Here is a 4,648-nt window from a genome sequence, read left to right as displayed (position 1 = left end):
TCACGCCTTCGCTGCGGGCCTGGCTCCAGCAACTGGATCGGTATGCCCATCCCGCGCCGCGCAGGCGGCTGCTGATCGAGGACGATGGCCTGGTGTTCGACGACTGGATCGACGGGCTGCGCCAGTCCTGCGAAACCGAAGAGTCCCCCGATGCGGACGACGCACAGTGCTGGCTGCTGCTGGACCCGCGCAACCTGCTCAATGCCAAGGGCAGGCCCCATGCCGACAAGCTCATGCCGGTCTACCTGCGCAGCCTGGCGCTGGCCGCCAGCGGCTCGCAGGCCGAGTTGCGCGTGGTGGCGCGCGACGGCCTGGTGCAGGTCCTGCCCATGGACCCTTCCGACGCGCTGGCACGGCTGCGTGAATTGATGGCCCTGTGGCGCGAAGGCCAGAACGGTCCGCTGCCCCTGCCGCTGCGCAGCGGCCTGGCCATGGCCGAAGGCTTTCCCGCTGCGGCCCAGCAGGCCTATGAGGGTGGTCATCTGGTCGGCGGCGAGGGCGAGGACCCGTCCTGGGCCCGCTGCTATCCCGATTTCGAGGCCTTGGTCGCCGATGGGCGCTTCGAGGCCCTGGCCCATGCCGTCCACGCGCCGCTGCTCGACTGGGTGGCCGCGCAGGTGCAGGTCCAGCCCTACCAGGCGGATGCACCATGAGCACCAGCGAAGTGACCGGCGGCGTGACCAGCCATGTGCTCGACGCACAGTGTTTTCCGCTGTGGGGCAGCCGCCTGATCGAGGCCAGCGCCGGCACCGGCAAGACCTGGACCATCGCTGCGCTCTACCTGCGCCTGGTGCTGGGGCATGGCGAGGGCAGCCCGGACGGCATCAGCAGCACGGCCTTCGAGCGCCCGCTGATGCCGCCCGACATCCTCGTCATGACCTTCACGCGCGCGGCCACGCGCGAGCTGTCCGACCGCATACGCAGGCGCCTGATCGAGGCCGTGCAGTGCTTTCGCGGCGAGGCCGAGCCCGCGCCCCACGACGGCTTCCTGCACGCGCTGCGCGAGGCCTACCCTGAAGGCGCGGCCCGTGAACGCGCGGCCTGGCGCCTGGCCATGGCCGCCGAATGCATGGACGACGCGGCCATCCACACCATCGACGCCTGGTGCCAGCGCATGCTGCGCGAGCATGCCTTCGACAGCGGCAACCTCTTCGACGAAACGCTGGAGCCTGACGAAAGCCAGCGACAGACCGAGGCCGCGCAGGACTACTGGCGCCAGCAGTGCTACCCGCTGTCCGACGAGCTGCTGGACGAGGTCCTGAAGATCTGGCCCCACGTCGGCGCCCTGGTCGATGACATGCGCGCCCTGCTGCGCGAGCCCCCCGTGCCCGGCGCGGGCGAGGGCAGCCTGGCCGACTGCCTGCAGCGCGCCATGGAGCAGCGCCGCAGCCGCCTGCTGGCCCTGGCGGCCGGCTGGGACGACAAGGCACAGCGCCTGCAGCTGTGGCTGGATGGACAGCTCGACGGCCATGGCGCGCTGTGGGACAAGCGCAAGCTGCAGCCCGCGCGCTACACCGGCTGGCTGGCCGCTCTGGCCGACTGGTCGCGCGCCCCGCTGGACGGCCCGCTGGCGCTGACCGAGGCCGCGCGCCACCGCCTCAGCCCCGAAGGCCTGGCCGAGGCCTTCAAGGGGTCGGCCGGCGATGTGCTCATGCCGCTGGAGCTGGCCGAGCTGCAGGCGCTGCTGGTGCAGCTGGAGCAACTGCCGCCCGTCAGCGTGGCCGTGCGCCTGCATGCGGCCGCGCGCGTGGCGCAGCGGCTGGCCCACCTCAAGCGCCAGGCCGGCAGCTTCGGCTTTGCCGACATGCTGCAGCGCCTGGACACGGCCCTGGCCGGCGACAACGGCGCCGTGCTGCGTGAGCGCATCCTGGCCCAGTACCCGGTGGCGCTGATCGATGAATTCCAGGACACCTCGCCGCTGCAGTACCGCCTGTTCGACCAGATCTACCGCACGGCGGCCAACGACCCGCACAGCGCCCTGCTGCTGATCGGCGACCCCAAGCAGTCCATCTACGGCTTTCGCGGCGCCGACATCCACAGCTACCTGCAGGCGCGCCGCGCCACCGAGGGCCGCCACTACGTGCTGGGCACCAACTACCGCTCTACCGAGGCGCTGGTGGGCGCCGTCAACCATTGGTTCGCGCAGGCCGAGAAGCGGCCGGGCGAGGGCGCCTTCATGTTCCGGCGCGGCAGCCACAACCCGCTGCCGTTCGAGCCCGTGGCTGCCCAGGGGCGCAGTGAACAGCTGCACACGCGCGACGGCGCCATGCCCGCCCTCACCGTAGCCTGGAGCGCGGGCCGCGACGAGGACACCGGCATTCCCCTGCCTTTGGCGGCCGACGAGGTGCGGCGGCGCTTTGCGGCCCATTGCGCCGAGCAGATCGTGCAGTGGCTGACCGACCCGCAGGCCGGCTTTGTGCAGCCCGATGGCCGCCTTGTGCGCCTGCGGCCTGCCGACATCGCCGTGCTGGTGCGCACGGGCCGAGAGGCGGCCGCCGTGCGCCGAGAGCTGCAGGCGCGCGCCGTGGCCTCGGTCTACCTGTCGGACCAGGATTCGGTGTTCGCCAGCGACGAGGCCCATGACCTGCTGTACTGGCTGCGCGCCGTTGCCGCGCCGCTGGACGCCCAGGCCGTGCGCGCGGGCCTGGCCACGCGGCTCATCGGCCTGTCGCTGGACGAGCTGGCCTGGCTGGCCGCCGACGAGGAAGCCTTTGACGTGCGCAGCGAGCAGCTGCGCGAACTGCACAGCATCTGGCTGCGCCTGGGCGTGCTGGCCATGCTGCGCCAGACCCTGTACCGGCTGGACCTGCCCGTGCGCTGGCTGCAGGACCCGGCCATGGGCGGCGAGCGGCGCCTGACCAACTACCTGCACCTGGCCGAGCTGCTGCAGACCGCCAGCGCCCAGCTGGAGGGCGAGCAGGCCCTGATCCGCTGGCTGGCTACCCAGATCGAGACGCCGGGCAGCGGCAGCGAAGAGCAGGTGGTGCGCCTGGAAAGCGATGCCGACCTGGTCAAGCTCGTCACCGTGCACAAGAGCAAGGGCCTGGAGTACCCGCTGGTCTGCCTGCCGTTTGCGGGCAGCTTCCGCCCCATGGAGCGGGCCAGAACGCCGTTCCTGACCCTGTCCGCGCAGGACGAGTCGCAAGACGATGCGGCTCCCGCCCGCCGATTGCTGCTGGACTTCAGCGACGAGGATCTGGCCCAGGCCGACCGCGAGCGGCTGCGCGAGGACCTGCGCCTGTTCTATGTGGCGCTCACCCGCCCGCGCCATGCGCTGTGGCTGGGCCTGGCCCCGCTAAAGCGCGGCAACGGCAAGGCCTGCGTGAACGAGCAGGGCGCAGCCGGCTACCTGCTGGGCGGCACCGAGCCGCGCTCGGCCCAGGGCTGGCGCGACGGCCTGCAGCAGCTGTGCAGCGAAGACCCGCACATGGCCTGGCGCGACCTGGATGCCGTGCCACTGCAGCGCACGCGCTGGCAGCCGCCGGACGCTGCCACGCCGCTGCACGATGCCCGGCCCTACGACGCACGCTTCGACACGCGCTGGGGCATCGGCAGCTTCTCTGCCCTGGTGCGCGCCATGGCCGCGCCCAGCCTGCCCGTGCTGCCCGTGGCCGTGCAGCGCCCGGCCGAGGATGAGCAGGCGCTGGAGCCGCCGCCATCGCCGGAACTGGCGGACATCGCCGGCCTGGCGGGCCTGCAGCCCCTGCAGAATGGACCGGCCGGTGGGCCTGCGGTCTGGCACCGCTTTCTGCGCGGCCCCGTGGTCGGCAACTTCGTGCACGACCAACTGGAATGGCTGGGCGGCGAAGACTTTGCCCTGCCCGTGGACGGCCAGGGTGCGCTCGCTGATCGCCTGGTGCGCCGCTGCGAGCGCGCGGGCCGGGGCGAGCAGGCGCGCGACCTGCTGGCCTGGCTCACGGCCGTGGTCCACCAGCCGCTGGTGCCGCTGGATGTCACGCTGGCCACGCTGGGGCCGCAACTGTCGGAGATGGAGTTCTGGCTGCCCGCGCGCCAGCTGCCGGCCGAGCGCATCGACCAGCTGTGCCGGCGCTTCATCCTGCCGGGGCAGGAGCGGCCCGCGCTGCCCCAGCGCTCGCTGCACGGCATGCTCATGGGCTTTGCCGACCTGGTGTTCTGCCACGAGGGCCGCTACTGGGTGCTTGACTACAAGAGCAACCACCTGGGCCCGGACGGCGCCGCCTACGGCCAGGAGGCCCTGGCCCGCGCCATGCTCCACCACCGCTACGACGTGCAGGCCGCGCTCTACCTGCTGGCCCTGCACCGGCTGCTGCGCAGCCGGCTGGGCACGGCCTACGAGCCGCAGCGCCAGCTGGGCGGCGCGCTGTACTACTTTCTGCGCGGCATCGATGGCCCGGCCGGTGGCATGCATGCCATGGCGCCCGAGCTGCCCTTGCTTGATGCGCTCGATGAACTGCTCGGTCCCGGCCGCGCCAACGCGGAGGAACTGCCATGAGCCCGCGCCCCCGTTCGCGCACCATCGATACGGCCACGCTGGACCTGTTCGATGAACGGCCGGGCGGCGAACCGCCGGGCGACGACTCGCCGGGCGCCGTGCCGCCAGACACCAATGAAGTGCTGGCCCTGCTGCGCCGCTGGGCCGACGCGGGCCTGCTGCGCCGGCTGGATG

At 72.2% G+C, this 4,648-nt stretch carries 1 protein-coding gene and 1 pseudogene; both read left to right on the top strand.

The features are described 5' to 3' along the window. Nucleotides 1-653 (top strand): annotated as a pseudogene (locus tag L995_RS18375) (exodeoxyribonuclease V subunit gamma); the annotation flags it as partial. Beyond that, nucleotides 650-4,474 (top strand): exodeoxyribonuclease V subunit beta, encoded by a 3,825-nt coding sequence (recB, locus tag L995_RS18370; RefSeq protein WP_047472910.1) that lies wholly within the window; start codon nt 650-652, stop codon nt 4,472-4,474. The pseudogene L995_RS18375 and the gene recB, both read left to right, overlap by 4 nt. The last annotated feature ends 174 nt before the right edge of the window (nt 4,475-4,648 follow it).

It is taken from the genome of Delftia sp. ZNC0008, assembly GCF_000799035.1.
Lineage (GTDB): Bacteria > Pseudomonadota > Gammaproteobacteria > Burkholderiales > Burkholderiaceae_C > Comamonas > Comamonas tsuruhatensis.
Note: the sequence above shows the minus strand (reverse complement) of the source record. Positions and strands in the feature narration are given on the sequence as shown.